Source organism: Shewanella basaltis, from assembly GCF_023283885.1.
Lineage (GTDB): Bacteria > Pseudomonadota > Gammaproteobacteria > Enterobacterales > Shewanellaceae > Shewanella > Shewanella basaltis.
Map to the genome: position 1 here is coordinate 22,072 of NZ_JAKILA010000009.1, position 18,008 is coordinate 40,079.

Annotated in this window: 9 protein-coding genes; 8 read left to right on the plus strand and 1 reads right to left on the minus strand. The window is 44.0% G+C overall.

What is annotated here, in order from left to right; all coding sequences use genetic code 11:
• Positions 1–127 precede the first annotated feature (127 nt).
• The 3 genes from L2703_RS08455 to galU all read left to right on the plus strand — a co-directional run bounded on the left by L2703_RS08455 (position 128) and on the right by galU (position 3,672).
• Entirely contained in the window at positions 128–847 is a 720-nt protein-coding gene (locus L2703_RS08455; RefSeq protein WP_248970667.1) for a hypothetical protein, read from the plus strand.
• Complete coding sequence (locus L2703_RS08460; RefSeq protein WP_248970668.1) at positions 844–2,196, plus strand: O-antigen ligase family protein; 1,353 nt, start codon at positions 844–846, stop codon at positions 2,194–2,196. Before L2703_RS08455 ends, L2703_RS08460 begins: the two co-directional genes overlap by 4 nt.
• Positions 2,197–2,781: 585 nt before the next feature.
• Positions 2,782–3,672: a UTP--glucose-1-phosphate uridylyltransferase GalU gene (gene galU / locus L2703_RS08465; protein ID WP_248970669.1), complete on the plus strand. Its 891-nt coding sequence runs from the start codon at positions 2,782–2,784 to the stop codon at positions 3,670–3,672.
• Between the two features lie 462 nt (positions 3,673–4,134).
• Here galU and mnmC1 read toward each other — a convergent pair whose 3' ends face one another.
• Entirely contained in the window at positions 4,135–6,237 is a 2,103-nt protein-coding gene (mnmC1, locus tag L2703_RS08470) for an FAD-dependent 5-carboxymethylaminomethyl-2-thiouridine(34) oxidoreductase MnmC1 (RefSeq protein ID WP_248970670.1), read from the minus strand.
• Between the two features lie 132 nt (positions 6,238–6,369).
• Between mnmC1 and fabB the strand changes: the two genes are divergently transcribed.
• From fabB to truA, 5 genes are all read left to right on the plus strand, one after another.
• Positions 6,370–7,584 (plus strand): beta-ketoacyl-ACP synthase I, encoded by a 1,215-nt coding sequence (gene fabB / locus L2703_RS08475; protein ID WP_248970671.1) that lies wholly within the window; start codon positions 6,370–6,372, stop codon positions 7,582–7,584.
• 739 nt (positions 7,585–8,323) lie between these two features.
• Positions 8,324–9,463: a 4-phosphoerythronate dehydrogenase gene (locus tag L2703_RS08480; RefSeq protein ID WP_248970672.1), complete on the plus strand. Its 1,140-nt coding sequence runs from the start codon at positions 8,324–8,326 to the stop codon at positions 9,461–9,463.
• A gap of 198 nt (positions 9,464–9,661) precedes the next feature.
• Positions 9,662–10,678, plus strand: a complete 1,017-nt coding sequence (locus L2703_RS08485; RefSeq protein WP_248970673.1) for an aspartate-semialdehyde dehydrogenase — start codon at positions 9,662–9,664, stop codon at positions 10,676–10,678.
• A 441-nt stretch (positions 10,679–11,119) separates the two neighbouring features.
• Positions 11,120–15,565, plus strand: a complete 4,446-nt coding sequence (locus tag L2703_RS08490) for a FimV/HubP family polar landmark protein (protein WP_248970674.1) — start codon at positions 11,120–11,122, stop codon at positions 15,563–15,565.
• A gap of 1,625 nt (positions 15,566–17,190) precedes the next feature.
• Entirely contained in the window at positions 17,191–17,976 is a 786-nt protein-coding gene (gene truA / locus L2703_RS08495; protein WP_248970675.1) for a tRNA pseudouridine(38-40) synthase TruA, read from the plus strand.
• Positions 17,977–18,008: the final 32 nt, after the last annotated feature.

Here is an 18,008-nt window from a genome sequence, read left to right on the forward strand (position 1 = left end):
TTTTTAATGAGCTTATTAGGTTGAAACAACAGAGTAAAATTGTGTGAGCTGACTTTGTCACCAAGCAATAATGTGTTTGTAAAAAGGATAGCCAGGATATGGATGCTCAAAAAATGGGGCTTGCTTGATGAAAAGTCATTTTACACAAAAGCCAGTAGTGTCAAAGCGAAGCGTTTTTTATGTGTTAATGGTATTTGTGCTTGTTGCGTTACTGCCTATTTTGGTGCAAAAAGGGCTGGCGAGTGCCTATCATTTTAAGTCTCGCTTTTATATTGACCAGTGGAGCGAGGGTAATATACCGTCTGACTTGCAATATGCTAATGCACTGTTGGCTGCCGATTATGCCTATAACATTGACAGCGAGAACGCGCACTATTTATTGACCTTAGCAAAGGTGATGGAGTGGGGTGTTTTTTCATCATTAGCACAGCCTAACCCTCCATTGTTTAACCAATTATATACAGACGCAATTCGCTTTAGACCCACATGGCCGAATGCCTATAGTGACTATGCTTATAACCTGGCTTTTATTCAGCGTGATATAAATAAAGCCTGGCCCTATTTAATAAAGGCGCAGCAGTATGGCCCCTATACACCTGAAGTTCTTCATCAAATATTATCGATTGGTTTTGCATCATGGCCAAATTTAACGGTTAGTCAAAAACAATTTGTTTTTACAACGGCTAAAAAAGCTGCCTCAGCCAATTGGCGTATGCGTAACGACTTAAAAAGCTTAGCCAGTCAATACCAATTAACGCCTGTACTATGTACCTATTTTACTTATATGACGCCAAGGCCTAGTGCCCAGGATGAAAACTGGATTAAACAGGATATGTGCCGCAAATGACCCAACATTATGATGTTTTATCCTGGCGACCATTTGAGCGCATAATGCTTCTTGCGATTTGTGTATTAATTGTTTGGGTGCCACTGCCGTTAGGTAGTAATCGTATTTGGGCGTTAGCGATTTTAGAGTTTATGGTTATTGGTTTGGCTATTGCGCATTTAGTGTATTGCATTAAACATAATGCATTATTATTTCGCTATCGTTGGCAAAAGCATTTATTGATCCCCACTGGGTTAATGTTGGGTTTTTTGTGTTTACAATTGCTCAATTGGATCCCGGCAATCGATACCCTTGACCCATATCAAACCGCGCAGCAATTGCTAAAAACCTTTTGTTATACCCTGTTTATTTTACTATTAAGCCAATATTGTCAGCATGCGCAAGCCTTACGCTGGCTGTTTATTGCCATTATTATTTCGGGTTGCTTGCAAGCTTTTTATGGCACCTTATTAAATTTGTTGCAGTTAGAGGCATCGCCTGTTTTTGGTTATCAGGACGGCGATAGGGCGCGTGGTTCGTTTGTTTACCAAAACCATTTTGCAAATTACCTTGCACTTTGTTTAAGTATCGCCTTTGGTTGGCTGTTATCTGAGCTTAAAACTAGCAAGTCTGATACTGATTTTAGGCAAAAATTTATCGACTTATTGTCCACTTTGTTTAGCCGTAAAATCATTTTACGACTTGCTATTGTTATTATGGTGATCGGCCTCATTTTAAGCCGTTCACGTATGGGGAATGCAGGCTTTTTTACTGCGCTTGGGGTGGTGTCACTGTTGTCGATGTTTATTTATCGCAGGCCGCCAACCCTGTTTAAACCCTTAGTTATCAGTATTTTTATTCTTGATTTACTTATCGTAGGGTCAATTTTTGGTGTTGATAAGGTAAAACAGCGTTTAGAAGACACTTCTTTTAGTTCAGAAACTCGCGATGAAGTGGTTATTGATAGTATACCGATTATTAAGCAGCATTTATTGACCGGCACAGGCGGTGGCAGTTTTTATACTGTGTTCCCGCAGTACCAACCCCAGTTTTATTCGGGCTTTTACGACCATGCCCATAATGAATATGTGCAGTTTGTGGTTGAATATGGTGTGGTGATGACTGCTATTTTAGGCCTGTGGGTGTTATATGCCTTTTGGTTAGCCTGCCGAACCATGTATTTGCGTAATAATAAACTTTATAAAGGCATTGCTTTTGGTTGTGCAATGGCCATTGTGCACATGCTGATCCATTGTACAGTGGATTTTAATTTGCAATCACCAGCCAACACTTTGCTGTTTTTAACTATTTTAACGTTGTGTTGGCTGGTGCGGTATTTACCATCGGACAACCCCAAAAAATCGAGATAAGCGCAAACCTGCGGTTGGTTTATCTTTTTGCACGTCATCTCTGAGATCTGTTATCAGGGACCCAGGTGTTGCTTTTGCCCTACCGCTCGTCATCCCTGAGTTCTTTTATCAGGGATCCAGGTGTTTTTTTTGACTTTGCTTGAAACGTAAATAAAACACCTGGATTCCGGCTTTAAAAGCGTTACCGGAACGACGTAGTAGGGGGGCATTTGTATACGAATAGGCAAAAGACTAAGTAGTGAGCGTTTATTGGTTATCATTTTTTGCTTTATCTTCTTGCTCGTCATCCCTGAGTGCTTGTGTCAGGGATCCAGGTGTTTCTTGTGACCTTGTTTGAAACGTAAATACAACAGCTGGGTTCCGGCTTTAAAAGCGTTACCGGAACGACGGAGCAGTGGGGCATTTGTAGACGAATATGCAAAAGACGAAGTAGTGAGCGCTTATTGGTCATCATTTTTTGCTTTATCTTCTTGCTCGTCATCCCGGAGTGCTTGTATCAGGGATCCAGGTGTTTCTTTTATACTTTTACCTTTTCCCTTTTTATTTTTTAACTTTGCTATTAGCACACGCTAAATAAGGATATTTATGAAAGTTGTTATTCCCGTTGCCGGTTTAGGCACTCGTATGTTACCTGCTACTAAAGCCATCCCAAAAGAAATGCTGCCTTTGGTGGATAAACCGCTTATTCAGTACATTGTTGACGAATGTGTCAGTGCCGGGATTAAAGAGATTGTGTTGGTGACCCATGCCAGTAAAAACGCCATCGAAAACCACTTTGATAAATCGTATGAGCTCGAGTCAACACTCGAGAAGCGTGTAAAGCGTCAGTTACTGCACGAAGTCCAATCTATTTGCCCTAAAAACGTCACCATTATGCACGTGCGCCAGGGTGAAGCTAAAGGTTTAGGCCACGCGATATTATGTGCTAAGCCTTGTATTGGCGATAATCCGTTTGCCGTTGTACTACCTGACGTGATTTTAGATTCATATTCTGCCGATCAACGCACTGAAAATTTAGCGTCAATGTTAATCCGTTTTCGTGAGTCTCGTGCTAGCCAAATTATGGTTGCACCTGTGCCAGATGATCAGGTTCATAAATACGGTATTGCAGATTGTGGTGGCGAAACCATCAACCCTGGTGATTCAACCAAAATTTTTACCATGGTTGAAAAACCTGAAGTGGGCAAAGCACCTTCTAATTTAGCCGTTGTCGGCCGTTACGTATTGTCTGAGAAGATTTGGGATTTATTAGCGCGCACGCTCCCTGGTGCTGGTGATGAAATCCAGTTAACTGATGCTATTGATATGCTAATAGAATCTGACACTGTTGAAGCCTTTAATATGACAGGTAAGTCGCACGATTGTGGCGACAAACTTGGTTACATGAAAGCCTTTGTTGAATACGGCCTTCGCGACCCTAAGTTGGGCGGAGACTTTAAGAAAGAGTTAGCGGGCTTATTAGAAGAATACAGATAAGTTTTGTTCTTTTAGTATGTAATCCCTGAGATCTGTTATCAGGGGGCCAGGTGTTGCTTTTGACTTAAGGTGCTAGGTTCTAGGGCGACCTTCGGTCTGCTAGGACGCTACGCTGCTAGAATCTAGATCCTCTGGCGAGCTTGCGAGTTCCTAGAGTCTAGGGCCTAGAAACCCAAAATCAACACTTGGATTCCGGCTTTAAAAGCGTTGCCGGAATGACGGGCCAAACACCTGGATTCCGGCTTTAAAAGCTTTGCCGGAATGACGTAGTAGTTGGCGTTACCGGAACGACGGAGTAGTGGGGCATTTGTAGACGAATAAGTAAAAGATGAAGTAGTGAGCGTTTATTTGTCATCATTTTTTGCTCGTCATCCCTGAGTGCTTGTATCAGGGACCCAGGTGTTGCCTAGATTTTAGAAGGACTAAGTCCGCTCTGTGGCGAGTTTGCGAGTTGCTAGAGCATCACATTAATGCTTTGCCTTTTAATAGCTTGCGTAGCCACATTCTGTTGGGGCTGAGTAGGGCTTGTAACTCCAAATTGAGAGGTGAGAGTTCGCCACATAAGTTTGCTGCTAAACATTCTGCAACCAGTGGGCCTGAGCTTAGGCCGCGGGAGCCGAGGCCACCTAAAACATATAAGCCGTCATAAATAGGTGCGGGTGTGGTTTGCCAGTAATGTTGCCAATCGCTGGGCTTGTTTTTTGATTGTTGCTGAACGGCGTAACGGTCAAATAACGCTTCAACATCAGTTGCGCATCCCATTACCGGGAAGTGGTCGCGGCTGACCATCCTTACGCCAACTCTGGCATCGTTGTTTGAAACATCAATATCGTTTGGCCAGTTTGAATTAGGGAAGCTTTGCTTCATCTTCAGGCTGTTTTCGTGTTGTTCTTGTGGGCAAAAATCAAGATGGGTTGGGTCTTTTACATAACTTGCGCCTACGCAATGTACTTGATTATGTTGCGGGGTTAAGTAGCCGTTTGCACAAATGACAGTAGACAATTGTGCTAATTCTCCTTGTGCGGGGATATGGCTAACCTGGCCTCTAAAACCACTGATTTGCAACTGCTTTGTTTGCGCGTAGTCGGTAAGTTGTGCGCCCGATGCCACAACTATTTGTTGATGAGTTGCAATGGCCAATGTGGGGTTGTCGCTAAACAGTTGCCAGCCTTGTGGGCCTGATTCAATGCGATTGATTTGACTATTATAAACAACCTTAACGTTAGCGAGTGTTTGCGCTTTGCTGATGGCTGCTTGTGCAAATTCAAACGGGCACACCCAGCCACCGAGTGGATAATAAAAACCAGATTTATCGATAGTTACCCTGGCGATGTCACTTGCTTGCTGTGCAGTAACTGCTGTGGCTATTTCTTGTGGCCATTGTTGGCCGTTGATGATTTTGGTTAATCTGGTTTCGCTGCGCTCGTCAAACCCGGTATGCAATACGCCGCACCATTGATGACCTATGTGAAAGCCGTCATCGACTAAAGATTGCACCTGGCGGCGACTGAATAGAAATGCTTGTTGAAAAAACTGGCTCAATTGGCCGTTTTCTGGCGTGAGTAACGGGTAGACTGCCCCTTGCTTGTTGCCTGATGCACCTTGGCCTAACTGGTTGTCTTTGCAGTAAATAATGCTGCTTTTACCACGTTGCGCTAGCGATAAGGCAAGGCTTGCCGCGGCAATACCACCACCAATAATGGCGATAGGCTGGTCGTTGTTAATGCTGTGTGCAATGGGGTTGTAGGCAAACTGCTGTTTTATGTGTTGAGTTAGTGCCTTGCGTTCTGCAATTGCTATTTCGTCTTCGTTATTGGTGTGCTTGTTGGTGTGCTTGTTGGTGTGCTTGTTGTTGTGAGTAACAAAGCCACAATGCTGTAGTTGTTTATTAACTGCAATGATGTTGGCCGATTCTTCGGCTGCGATATAAACGCTGGCGTTGTTGCTGCTTAACCGGCCGCATTGCCATAAAACGGCTGGGTTGAAATAGTGATCCAAAGATTCAGTTTGGCACGTATGGGCTAGGGCAAGCCAGTGCTCTACAGCCTGGGTTGCTGGGGTCGCGATGAGCTTTAATTGTTCAAGCGGTTTACCGCAATACACATCAATAATTAGCTTAGTATTGTTGAGCGTAAGACGTTGGCAACCTTTTATGGCGGCCAGCTCCGTTTTTAATAGCGCATTGGTGTATGCAAATAAAGGATGGCTTGGTGCTAATAAGCCTTGTTGCGTCCATATTTGTTTAAGGTGTTGTTTATTAATAGGATTTGTCGTCAACACAATAAGATGCACACGGTATTGTTGCTGGCAGCTAAGTGACTTATTTTTGTGTTGTAGGGCTGCTTGTAACAATAACAATTCATGGCCATCGCTAAGGCCAAGTTGCCCCAGAGTAATGAGTTTATTGCTTGTTTTTGATTGTGAATTAACGTCATGGGTTTGCAATACAGTGTCGATATACTGTTTTATTAATTGATGGTTGTTTGCATCATTGCGTTCTTGCAATTGGCTTTTGTGACCATGTTGTTTATTGTTGTATGCAGATATCGATGTGGTTTTATTCAAAATATTTTACTCATGCCCCATAACTTGGCATTATTTTACCTGCGTTTATGGAAAGCTGACCACTTAATTGCTGCAAAGAAGCTATGATTGCCGCAATTAAGTACCGACATGTACCAAATGGATAGAAATAAAATGAAAAGAGTCGTGATCACCGGATTGGGTGTTGTTTCAAGTATCGGCAATAACAAGCAAGAAGTGACTGAGTCGCTAAAAGCTGGCCGTAGCGGTATTACCCACTCTGCGCAGTTTGAAGAAATGCAATTACGTAGCACGGTTTGGGGTGATATTAAACTTGACCCAACTGAACACATAGACCGTAAAGCGCTTCGTTTTATGGGTGATGCAGCCGCTTATGCTTATATTGCAATGCAAGAAGCCATCGCTGATGCTAATTTGACTGAAGAACAATATTCTAATTTTCGTGTTGGTTTAGTGGCTGGTACGGGCGGAGCGTCGTCTAAAAACCAGGTTCAAGCTGCTGATACATTGCGCGAAAAAGGCGTAAAACGTGTAGGGCCTTACATTGTGCCTCGTATTATGGCCAGTACTGCCAGTGCATGTTTAGCTACACCGTTTAAAATTAAAGGGGTTAACTACTCAATTAGTTCAGCGTGTGCAACATCTGCCCATTGTATCGGCCATGCAGTTGAGCTAATCCAAATGGGTAAGCAAGACATGGTTTTTGCTGGCGGTGCTGAAGAGATTGACTGGACGTTAACCATGGGCTTTGATGCTATGGGTGCGTTGTCAACTAAGTACAATGCAACCCCAGAAAAAGCATCGCGTACTTACGATGCAGACCGTGATGGTTTTGTTATTTCTGGCGGCGGCGGGATTGTTGTTGTTGAAGAGCTAGAGCATGCGCTTGCTCGTGGTGCGAAAATTTACGCTGAAATAGTTGGTTATGGTGCATCATCTGACGGTTATGACATGGTTGCGCCGTCTGGTGAAGGTGCCGTACGTTGTATGAAATTGGCATTAGCCGATGTTGATACTCCAGTTGATTACATTAACACCCATGGTACATCAACCCCAGTAGGTGACATGCGTGAGCTTGAGGCGTTACGTGAAGTGTTTGGTGATAACATGCCTGCAATAGCCTCAACTAAATCGTTAACGGGCCATGCGTTAGGTGCCGCCGGTGTGCATGAGGCAATTTACAGCCTACTTATGATGGAAAACAGCTTTATTGCTCCTAGCATTAACATCGATAACCTTGATGAAAAAGCCGCAGGCATGCCAGTGGTACAAGAAATGCGCCATGCAGAGTTGAACACCATTATGAGTAACAGCTTTGGTTTTGGCGGTACAAACGCCACCTTAGTGATGCGCAAATATAAAGCATAATATGTGCTTGCAGCACTGACTGCGAATACATTAAAGCCAGCATTGGAAACAACGCTGGCTTTTTTATTTACGTCATTTCAGCTGCACCCAACTACTATGTCATTACGCCAACATCCAACTACTACGTCGTTCCGCTAATGCTCAACTACTCCGTCATTCCGCTAATGCTCAACTACTATGTCATTCCGCTAACGCCCAACTACTTCGTCATTCCGGCAACGTTTTTAAAGCCGGAATCCAGGTGTTCAGTCCGTCATTCCGGCAATGCAGTTGAGCCGGAATCCAGCAGTTGTTTTTACGTTTCAAGCAAAGTCAAAAGAAACACCTGGATCCCTGATAAAAGCATTCAGGGATGACGAGCGAAAAGATAAAGCAAAAAAGATAACAAACACCATCCACTACTACGTCATTCCGGCAGCGTTTTTAAAGCCGGAATCCAGGTGTTCAGCCCGTCATTCCGGTAACGCTGTTGAGCCGGAATCCAGCAGTTGGCTTTACGTTTCAAGCAAAGTCAAAAGAAACACCTGGATCCCTGATAAAAGCATTCAGGGATGACGAGCGAAAAACATAAAGCAAAAAAGGTAACAAACACCATCCACTACTACGTCATTCCGGCAGCGTTTTTAAAGCCGGAATCCAGGTGTTGTTTTTTCCTCGTTCAGTGGCGGGCTTTGTTATAAGATACGCTTGATAAAGTGCGATGCATTGTCGTTGATTCGCCTACTAATAAGATGCCCAAATGAAAATTATTGCCGATGAAAATATGCCCTATGTTGACGCCTTGTTTGGCGGCTTGGGCGAAATAGAGTTTGTTAATGGACGTAATCTTAGCGCTGAACAGGTTAACGATGCTGATGTGTTGTTGGTGCGTTCGGTTACTAAAGTGAATGCGGCGCTGATTGAAAAAGCTCATAAACTTAAATTTGTGGGTAGTGCCACTATTGGTACTGACCATGTGGATGTTGAATACCTTGCCCAGCGTGGTATTCCATTTACAAACGCTCCTGGCTGTAATGCTACGGCAGTTGGGGAATTTGCTTTTATTGCTATGCTTGAGTTGGCTCAGCGCTTTGCACAACCGCTTAGCGGTAAAGTGGTTGGTATTGTGGGGGCTGGTAACACGGGCACTGCTGCGGCTAAGTGTTTAGAGGCATTTGGGCTTAAGGTGTTATTGTGCGATCCGGTGAAGGCTGAGCAGGGCGATAGCCGTGATTTTGTGTCTTTAGACACCTTGATTGCTCAGGCTGACATTATTAGTTTGCATGTGCCTATCACTAAACAGGGTAAACATAAAACCTGGTATTTGTTTGATGAAGCGCGCTTAAATCAATTAAAACCCAATACTTGGTTGCTTAATTGCTGCCGTGGGGAAGTGATTGATAACCGTGCGTTAATTCAATTTAAACAACGGCGTGACGATGTCAAACTTGTGCTTGATGTATGGGAAGGTGAGCCAAACCCAATGCCTGAGTTAGTTGCTTTAGCTGAGTTTGCAACACCGCATATTGCGGGCTACAGCTTAGAGGGCAAAGCCCGTGGTACGTTTATGTTGTATCAAACCTTGTGCAATGTATTGGGGGTTAATGCCGACAAGACCTTAGTCAGCTTATTACCGCCGTTTCAATTTAGTCGGGTGCATTTACAAGATATGCCATCGCAGAGCCAACTGTTGAGTTTATCGCGTTTAGTGTACGATTTACGCGACGATGACGTGAAATTTAGAGGCTGTTTTGCAACTGCGGCCGGGTTTGATCAAATGCGTAAAAAGCATACTTACCGCCGAGAGTTTAGTGCGATAACCCTACAAAATGCATCGTTACAGGCTCCTGACAACCTTAATTTGTTACACCGTTTAGGTTTTAACTCGCAGGTTAATTAGGGCCAGTGCGTTACTTTAGCAATTAACGGATATTTGCCACTTGGCAGCTTTTATTCCCTGAGATAAACCCACTTTTTTAGCCAGTTGAGAAAAAATCACTTCAAAGCTGGCTTTTTTAATACATTAACCCTAGTAAAGCACAACTAAACTAGGGTAGATTGATTGTTCAAACTGGATAATAGGAGTCGAGCGTTAATTATGTCTCAGGAATTTAATGTAGTCGTGTTAGGTGCATCGGGCGCAGTGGGTCAAACTATGATTGAGATCCTCGAGCAGCGTAATTTTCCGGTTGCTAAGTTGTTTCCATTGGCGAGCAGTCGCAGTGCTGGCGAAACGGTCAGTTTTCACGGTAAACAAGTTGAAATTCTTGACGTAGAAACGTTTGATTGGAGCCAAGCGCAAATTGGTTTCTTTTCAGCCGGTGGCGATGTGTCTGCTAAGTGGGCACCCATAGCAGGGGAAGCGGGTTGTGTGGTTATTGATAACACCTCACATTTTCGTTACGACATTGACGTGCCATTAGTGGTACCTGAAGTAAACCCAGAAGCCATTGCTGATTTTCGTAATCGCAATATTATTGCTAACCCAAACTGTTCAACGATTCAGATGCTGGTGGCGCTTAAACCTATTTATGATGCGTTTGGTATTTCACGCATTAACGTGGCGACTTACCAATCTGTTTCTGGTACGGGTAAAAAAGCCATTGAAGAATTAGCGAGCCAATGCGCTAAGTTACTACAGGGTTTACCGGCTGAGCCTTCTGTTTACCCTAAACAGATAGCCTTTAACGTGCTGCCACAAATTGATAAGTTTATGGAAAATGGCTACACCAAAGAAGAAATGAAAATGGTGTGGGAAACCCAAAAGATTTTTGGCGACGACGAAATTGTGGTTAACCCAACTGCTGTGCGTGTACCTGTGTTTTATGGTCACTCAGAAGCCGTACACATTGAAACGCGTCAACCTGTTGATGCAGAAGATGTTAAAGCCGTTTTACGTAATGCTCCTGGCGTTGAATTATTTGAAAGCGACGATGAATACCCAACAGCGGTTACTGAAGCTGCGGGGAACGATCCTGTGTATGTAGGGCGTATCCGTAAAGATATTTCTCATTCTCATGGTATAAATTTATGGGTTACTGCCGATAACATTCGTAAGGGTGCGGCACTAAACAGTGTGCAAATCGCTGAGATTTTGATTAGAGATTACTATTGATTGAGCCTTGCTCAACACTAATGTACTAATCGTGAAGTGATTTAGTTTAAAAAGCCTGCACCTAGCAGGCTTTTTTTGTTTTACACCTTGCAGTAGTAGCAGGGCTGGCGGAACTAGTTTATAGTCGTAAGCGTATCATTTTTAACATCTATACTGCTTTTTTATACCTAGCTGGATAAATAAGTGTTGAGAGATTGCGTAGGAAAAATCGCTTAGAACAAGGCAGAAATTACAATGAGGTAGTTGTTTACCTTTAACATTTCTTACAACGTTATAATCGATGTTAACCAGTAAGCATGATCGCATATTGGTATTAGACGCAAACGTTAGCTTAAAACCGATGTGATTTGATATAGTAATGATAATAAATATTAATGATAAAAATTGCCTACAGCCTGTTGCCACGACGGTAACTTATTAGCGCTTAAAGGGAAGGATTGGATGACTTTGCGTACTTCTTACATTTTGGGTTTGATTGCCTGTGCGACCGTTGGCTTAACCAGCTTACAACTAGTTGATTCTGTTCATGCTGAAACGCTAAAAATAACAGGGCCTAATGGAGAGGTTAAACAGCAAGCTAAGCGTCAATATGGTCCAACTACCTCAAGAGATACCTTTTGGAGTATTGCTCAAAAAGTACGCCCCAATGATCGTGTTAGTGTGTACCAAGTTATGGCGGCATTGTTTGAGGCTAACCCGCACGCTTTTAGTGGCAATAATTACAATACGCTAGAACGCGGAATGATTTTATTAATTCCTTCAGCGGATGTTATGGCTGCCATTCCTGATGATGTTGCCCGTCGCCGCGCCGATCAGGATGATCGCCGAATAGCACAGCAATCTCAAAGAGCTCGTAGTGTCCCCGCGCCCGTGGTAAATAAACCATCGCCCATTGTTGAAGTTGTTAAAACCCCAAATGCCAATCAACCGCTACAAATAACGCAGCAAACACCTACCCCAGTAAAAACAGAGACTGTAAAGCAAGTTAACGCTGCCGAGGTGAAAGACCTTAACCAGGCGATTGATAAAGCCAATGCAAAAACATTAATGCTTACCGACGAGCTTGCCAGAGTGCAAGATGAATTAATGGTTAGCCAAAATGATAACCAAGCACTTAAAAACAAAATTGGCCAAATGTCGTTAAATATTTCGTCGCTTGAAGAAGATCTTCAACTGCTTAATGAAAAACACGACAAGTTAACCATTGAATACGAAAAACTATTACAACAGGTGAATTCGGTAGAACCAGTAATAGAAGAGCCACAAGATTTTTGGCGCACCTTAATGGATAACACCCTGTTGCTGATTGTGGCGGCATCGGTGCCTTTATTATTGATTTTTGGGTTTATATTTTGGCTGCTAACCCGCCGCAATAATAAACAGCCTGCTAACGTTGAAGAACAAAAACAAACCGACAATGTGGCTAAACAACCTGACAATGCCGAACACAATAGCCTTGACGATGACATGGCTGTTGATGACGATGCCGACGATGTAGTGATTCACCTTGACTCAGATTCAGACGAATCAATAGATGATTTATTAGATTTAGACAGTGTAGATTTACAACCAGAAGCCTCTCTTGCTGATGACAACGATTTAGGTATGGCGTCTGCAACGGTACAAGATGATGAATTTGGCGCAGAAGATGACGAAGGCTCGTCTCTTGATGACCTATGGGCAGAGGCCATGGAAGAGCAAGATTCTGAACTTGAGCCGCTTGAAGATGATGACGATCTTGACAGTTTGTTAGCTGGATTAGATGACGAGCCCGCAGCATCACTCACGTCTATGTCGCCAGAAGATGACTTAGACAGTTTACTGGCTGATTTAGACGCAGATAAACCCAACAACGATTCGCTTGATGCATCAGCTGAAGATGATATTGACTCGTTATTAGCCGAGTTTGATATTAAAGCCGAGCCCGAAGCTGAAGAAACCGTGTCGATTGACGATATTGACACCGACGCACAAGAACCCGCCTCGACCGACGATGACATTGACTCGTTATTGGCTGAATTTGACATGCCAGCCGAGCCAAAAGCCGAAACTGAAGTGGAATTAGAAGCAGAGACAGAATCAGAGCCTGAAACCGCCTCGACTGACGATGACATTGACTCGTTATTGGCCGAATTTGACATGCCAGCCGAGCCAAAAGCCGAAGTTGAAGCAGAAGCAGAGACAGAATCAGAGACAGAATCAGAGCCAGAAACCGCTTCGACAGACGATGACATTGACTCGTTATTGGCTGAATTTGACATGCCAGCCGAGCCAAAAGCCGAACCTGAAGTTGAATTAGATGCTGAGACAGAATCAGAGCCTGAAACCGCCTCGACTGACGATGACATTGACTCGTTATTGGCTGAATTTGATATGCCAGCCGAAGTTGAAGCAGAAGCAGAGACAGAAGCAGAGACAGAAGCAGAGACAGAAGCAGAACCCGAACCCGAACCCGAACCAGAAACCGCTTCGACCGATGATGACATTGACTCGTTATTAGCCGAATTTGACATGCCAGCCGAGTCTGAAGCCGAAGCCGAAACTGAAGTTGAAGCAGAAGCAGACGATGTTGATACCAAAGCTGAAACTGATTTAGATGCTGAGACTGATTTAGACGCAGATGTAGCGGCAGAAGCTGATAGTGATGCACAAGCAGAGCCTGTTGACGATGACGCGCCTGCCGATCTTGAGGAGCCAACAACTGACAACAATGAAACGTCTGACGTAGATGAGTTACTGGCTGAACTTGAAATTGATGACGATGATGTTGAGCCGTCTGATGATGACATTAATTCTTTATTAGCGGGTTTAGATGCAACTGCTGATGACGCTTCTCAAGAGCCACTAAACAGCGATACGGTCGATACCGACGATGATTTGGCAGCACTTATTGCCGCAGAACTGCAAGATGATGAAGCCGAAGACAACGTGGACTCTCTTGATTCTGATGAAGACATCGACGCGCTACTGGCGAGTTTGAGCGAACCTGTTACTGAGTCTGATGCTACACAGGCCAATGCCGACGATGATGTCGAAGACAGTGCCAGCGAGGCTGCAGACGATGAAGAAGATTTAGCTTCGCAAATTGCGGCTGAATTAGAAGATGACTTAGACAAGGACTTAGATAAGGGTTCTGACAAGGACGCCGATGAATTAAGTGAAAATGACGCTGAAAATGAGCCAAGCGATGAAGACATCGACGCGTTACTGGCGAGTTTGAGCGAACCTGTTGATGAACCTGTTACTGAGTCTGATGTTACACAGGCCAATGCCGACGATGATGCCGAAGACAGTGCCAGCGAGGTTGCAGACGATGAAGAAGATTTAGCTTCGCAAATCGCGGCTGAATTAGAAGATGACTTAGACAACGACTTAGATAAGGGTTCTGACAAGGACGCCGATGAATTAAGTGAAAATGACGCTGAAAATGAGCCAAGCGATGACGACATCGACGCGCTACTGGCGAGTTTGAGCGAACCTGTTGACGAACCTCAGCTCGATAATGGCAACGATGAACAGCAAAGTGAGGTTGCAGGTGATACTGAAACCGATGATGAAGCACTTGAAGATATTGCCGCGCAAATTGCCGCTGAACTCGACACAGATGACAATGATACCGCTGCCAACTTAAATGACAGCAGTGACGCGGACATTGATGCGTTACTTGCAAGCTTTGACGAACCTGAAATGCCATCAATCCTGGATCCTCTCACCGATGAAGAGGCCCTAGAAGCGCCGACTCGTCATTATGAGCAAGATGCTTATGGTGAAGCTCCTGACAAGTCATTGGCACAAGAAGATGCAGATGATGATATTGATTTGTCTTTTGATGAGCCGCAAGATGACGCGCCACAAGAAGACAATTCACACAGCCTTGAAGATGAAGATCTGTTTAATGAACTGGATCAATATTTATCTGACCTAGAGTCGAACCAAACCGATGACAGTGACGCCAATGAGCCTGTTGTTGACACTGACGACAAGTTATCTTTTGACACTGAACTTGATGAATTATTGGCACAAAGTGACACAAATGATGTAGTCGAAACAGATACACAAGCGTTAGACGACGAGCCCTTGGCATTTTCACTTGATGATGCAAACTCAAACGATACTGATGTGGCCGATAACCTTGACACGTCTGAAGATGAACTTAATGCCTTGCTGGCATCAATGGCCGATGATGAATTCACCCAAGATGCTAACACTGACGAATCTGATGAGCCCGCAGCTGACGCTAAGGCGCAACCGGCGGCTAAAGCCAATAAAGATTCTGGTTTCTTTAACGACTTAAAGGCCAACAAACCTAAGCCGCAAATGCTCGAGTGGGAAAGCGATTTGCTTAAAGCTGCTGAAACCGCGAGCGCAGATAAAGAAGCTGATGATATTGATGTGAGCGACGATGACTTGCTTGCTGCTTTTTCGCAGTCGTTAAATGATGATAATGACGATGAGTTTTTATCTGACGATGACTACATTCTTAGCGATGACAACTTAACCGTAGATGAAGCGCTTGCCGCGTTAGATGAAAAAGAGCGCCGTCAACCCGCTGACTTTAGCGATGACGATTTGATGAGCTTTGAACGTGAAAATGGTTATATCGACATTGATAAACTATTGAACGATGCGGATGAAGATGACGGTAAAACGGATCAGTATAAAGACGTCGATGTCGATATGGGAGAAGTTAATTCGTTAATTGGCAACGCCGATATGATTGATGTTGATGATGAAGAAAATTCGGTAAATGCAAAATTGGATTTAGCACGTGCCTACATTGAAATTGAAGATCAAGACAGCGCCAAAGCACTATTGAAAGAAGTGCAAATTGACGGTAATGAACGCCAACAAGCAGAAGCTGAAAGTTTACTTAAAGGTTTTCGTTAACCTTATGTAAACCCAGTTTAAACGGCGCAGACATCTGCGCCGTTTTTTTTTTGGTAAAAATTATTACATCGTTTATGAGTGAGTGGCTTAGAGTTTGTTCCATTGAAGGTGCTAGGTTTTAGGTACTAGGGTTTGCCCTACCGCACGTCATCCCTGAGTGCTTTTATCGGGGATCCAGGTGTTGCTTTTGGCTTAAGGTTCTAGGTACTAGGCTTTGTCCTACCGCACGTCATCCCTGAATGCTTGTATCAGGGATCCAGGTGTTTCTTTTTATTTTGTTTAAAGCGGCAAGCAACACCTGGATTCCGGCTTAAAAAGCGTTGCCGGAATGACGGAGTAGTAGGGTTATTTGTAGGCTAATAAGCAAACGCCAAAGTAGTGGGCATCATCTTAATACTAATAAGCAATTGGCAAAGTAGTTGGCGTAACCAGAATAACCTAGTCGTTAGCTTTGTTTGTTTTTTGATGTTGCCTTATCTTTTTTGCTCGTCATCCCTGAGTGCTTGTATCAGGGATCCAGGTGTTGCTTTTGATTTTGTTTAAAGCGGCAATCAACACCTGGATTCCGGCTTTAAAAGCGTTGCCGGAACGACGGGCTGAACACCTGGATTCCGGCTTTAAAAGCGTTGCCGGAATGACGGGCTGAACACCTGGATTCCGGCTTTAAAAGCGTTGCCGGAATGACGGGCTGAACACCTGGATTCCGGCTTTAAAAGCGTTGTCGGAATGACGGGCTGAACACCTGGATTCCGGCTTTAAAAGCGTTGCCGGAACGACGGGCTGAACACCTGGATTCCGGCTTTAAAGGCGTTGCCGGAATGACGTAGTAGTGGATGGTGTTTGTTATCTTTTTTGCTTTATCTTTTTGCTCGTCATCCCTGAGTGCTTTTATCAGGGATCCAGGTGTTGCTTTTTATTTTGTTTAAAGCGGCAAGCAACACCTGGGTTCCGGCTTAAAAGCGTTGCCGGAACGACGGGGTAGTAAGGTTATTTTGTAGGCTAATAAGCAAACGACGAAGTAGTGGGCATCATCTTAATACTAATAAGCAATTGGCAAAGTAGTTGGCGTAACCAGAATAGCCTAGTCGTTAGCTTTGTTTGTTTTTTGATGTTGCCTTATCTTTTTTGCTCGTCATCCCTGAGTGCTTTTATCAGGGATCTAGGTGTTGCTTTTGATTTTGTTTAAAGCGGCAATCAACACCTGGATTCCGGCTTTAAAAGCGTTGCCGGAACGACGGGCTGAACACCTGGATTCCGGCTTTAAAAGCGTTGCCGGAATGACGGGCTGAACACCTGGATTCCGGCTTTAAAAGCGTTGCCGGAACGATGGGCTGAACACCTGGATTCCGGCTTTAAAGGCGTTGCCGGAATGACGTAGAAGTGGGCGTTGTCGTAACGAAGGGCTGAATACCTTGATTCCACCTACTCGTTATCCCTTGTTTAAAAAGGCATCAATAGGTATTGAAATTGACAATATTTAGCTTGATTGAGGCTAAGTTTGAAAGTCGGGGCTGTCGTGTGATTTACACATCCAGTGATTCGAGTCAGCAAGAGTGCCTATATCAATTACATAATGACGCAAATTGGTATAAACTTCGCGCCATTAATGAGTAGAGGAAATTGCTATGCGGGTTGCGTTAGGTATTGAATATGATGGAAGTGGTTTTTTTGGCTGGCAACGTCAGGCCGATGTCGATTCAGTGCAAGCTCAGCTAGAAAAAGCATTATCTTATGTTGCAAATGAACCAATAGAAGTTTTTTGTGCTGGCCGAACTGACGCTGGTGTGCACGGTACTGGCCAGGTGGTACATTTTGATACCACAGCGTCGCGCCCTTTAACGGCCTGGACTTTAGGTATAAATGCTAATTTACCCGACACAATTGCAGTAAGATGGGCTAAAGAGGTGGACGATAGTTTTCATGCGCGTTTTAGTGCCACAGCACGTCGATATCGGTATGTGATTTATAATCACCAGTTGCGCCCCGGCATTTTACGCTCTGGTGTGAGCCATTATCATGGTGATATTAACGAAAACTTGATGCACGAGGCGGCTCAACTGCTGTTGGGTGAAAATGATTTTACCAGTTTTCGTGCGGTTCAATGTCAGTCTAATACCCCATTTCGCAATGTGCATAAAGTGAGTGTGACACGCCAGGGAATGTATGTGATGGTCGATATACAAGCCAATGCTTTTTTACACCACATGGTGCGTAACATTGTGGGGTCGTTGCTTGAGGTTGGCCTAGGCAATAAGCCCATTGAGTGGATGAGTGAATTACTGGCGATAAAAGATCGTAATCAAGCGGCTGCTACGGCAAAGCCAAACGGTTTATATTTAGTCGATGTAACCTATCCTGAGCAATATAACATTCCTAAGTTAGCGCTTGGGCCATTGTTTATGTTGGATTAAGTTAGACGTCAATAAAGGGAAATGGTGTTTTT

Bases quoted from the DNA above. Each gene is read 5' to 3' on its own strand.
- fabB (WP_248970671.1), top strand. From the start codon at position 6,370: ATGAAAAGAGTCGTGATCACCGGATTGGGTGTTGTTTCAAGTATCGGC.
- galU (WP_248970669.1), top strand. From the start codon at position 2,782: ATGAAAGTTGTTATTCCCGTTGCCGGTTTAGGCACTCGTATGTTACCT.
- L2703_RS08490 (WP_248970674.1), top strand. From the start codon at position 11,120: ATGACTTTGCGTACTTCTTACATTTTGGGTTTGATTGCCTGTGCGACC.
- L2703_RS08480 (WP_248970672.1), top strand. From the start codon at position 8,324: ATGAAAATTATTGCCGATGAAAATATGCCCTATGTTGACGCCTTGTTT.
- truA (WP_248970675.1), top strand. From the start codon at position 17,191: ATGCGGGTTGCGTTAGGTATTGAATATGATGGAAGTGGTTTTTTTGGC.
- L2703_RS08460 (WP_248970668.1), top strand. From the start codon at position 844: ATGACCCAACATTATGATGTTTTATCCTGGCGACCATTTGAGCGCATA.
- L2703_RS08485 (WP_248970673.1), top strand. From the start codon at position 9,662: ATGTCTCAGGAATTTAATGTAGTCGTGTTAGGTGCATCGGGCGCAGTG.
- L2703_RS08455 (WP_248970667.1), top strand. From the start codon at position 128: ATGAAAAGTCATTTTACACAAAAGCCAGTAGTGTCAAAGCGAAGCGTT.